The 1,434-nt window shown below is 64.6% G+C and carries 2 protein-coding genes; both read left to right on the top strand.

Annotated features, from left to right (window positions below):
• Positions 1-78 precede the first annotated feature (78 nt).
• Positions 79-555 carry a transposase gene (locus tag AC07FN_RS45880; protein WP_478401381.1) on the top strand — a complete coding sequence of 159 codons (477 nt, stop codon included), beginning with the start codon at positions 79-81 and terminating at the stop codon, positions 553-555.
• A 5-nt stretch (positions 556-560) separates the two neighbouring features.
• Entirely contained in the window at positions 561-1,400 is an 840-nt protein-coding gene (locus tag AC07FN_RS45875; protein ID WP_478401380.1) for an IS3 family transposase, read from the top strand.
• Positions 1,401-1,434 lie beyond the last annotated feature (34 nt).

The raw sequence follows: 1,434 nt of genomic DNA, 5'->3' as shown, positions 1-1,434 counted from the left end.
TGAACTGGTCCCCGGAAGTTGGACTGAGAAATTCAGTTCTGGCTTCCGGGGAGCAGGTGTATGGCTGGGCCGAGTTCGTTGACCGCGGAGCAGCGTGCGGTGGCGATAGGGTTGTTCGGTGATGGTTGGGCGGATCGTGCGGTCGCGGCCAGGCTTGGTGTGTCGCGCTGGCCGGTTGCCCGGTTGTATGGCCGGTGGCGGGTTCGCGGGGGTGCGGCGCTGGTGAGCACATCGTCCAGGAGGTCGTTCTCGTTCGAGTTCAAACTCGAGGTGGTGCAGCGTTTCCTCGCTGGTGAGACCAAGACCGACCTCGCCCGCGAGTTCGGTTTGTCGTCGCCGAAGCTGATCGAGACGTGGGCGCGGATCTACCGCGATGAGGGCGAGGACGGGCTCCGGCCGAAACACCGAGGACGTCCGGCCAAGCCTGTGGGCCAGGGTTCGGGTGAGGAAAGCGAGCTTGAGGCACTGCGCCGGGAGAACGAGCGGCTGCGGGCGGAGAACGCCTTCCTGGGAAAATTGCGTGCCCTGAGGATGCGGGAGCAGCGGCGAAAGTAGCCGCGGTGATCGCTCTCAGGGCCGAACACCGTCTCAAGGTGTTGCTGGAGGTCGCCCGGCTGGCCCGGTCGACGTTTTTCTATCACCAGGCCCGCCTGGCCCGGCCTGATCCCTGGGCCGAGCTCAAGACCGCGATCCAGGCGGTCTTCGAGGAGAGCAAGAAGCGTTATGGGCATCGCCGGATCCACCGGGAACTACTCGCCGGTGGGTGGCGGGTGGCGAAGAAGACCGTGCTCACGCTGATGCGTGAACTCGGGCTGGTCTGCCCGATCCGCCGGCGCCGACGCTACAACTCTCATCGGGGCGAGGTCGGCAAGGTCGCGGACAACGTCCTGAACAGGGAGTTCACCGCCGCCGCACCGAATGAGAAGTGGGTTACCGATGTCACCGAGTTCGCTATCGCCGACCACAAGGTCTATCTCTCGCCGGTGATGGACCTGTTCGACCGGCAGATCATCTCCTATGCGGTCGGTACCTCACCCAACCTGGAGCTGACCCACTTATCCCTGCGGGACGCGCTCGCGACGCTGGACCCCGGCCAGGCGCCGTTGGTGCACTCTGACCAGGGATTCCAGTATCAGCACCGGTCCTGGCGGCGCCTGCTGGCCGAGGCGGGCGCGATCCAGTCGATGTCGCGGAAGGGCAACTGTCACGACAACGCCGTGATCGAGAGCTTCTTTGGTCACCTCAAGGAAGAACTCTTCCACCACACCCGCTACCTCAACCTCGAGGCGTTCACCACCGCCCTGGACGACTACATCACCTGGTTCAACACCAGCCGGGGCCACACACACTGCGAGGGCCTGAGCCCGGTGCAATACCGGGCCCAGACCCTCGCTGCCTAGACTCTCAATTACCGAGTCCAACTTCCGGGGACCA

Source organism: Saccharopolyspora sp. NPDC045941 (genome assembly GCF_056431445.1).
Note: the sequence above shows the minus strand (reverse complement) of the source record. Positions and strands in the feature narration are given on the sequence as shown.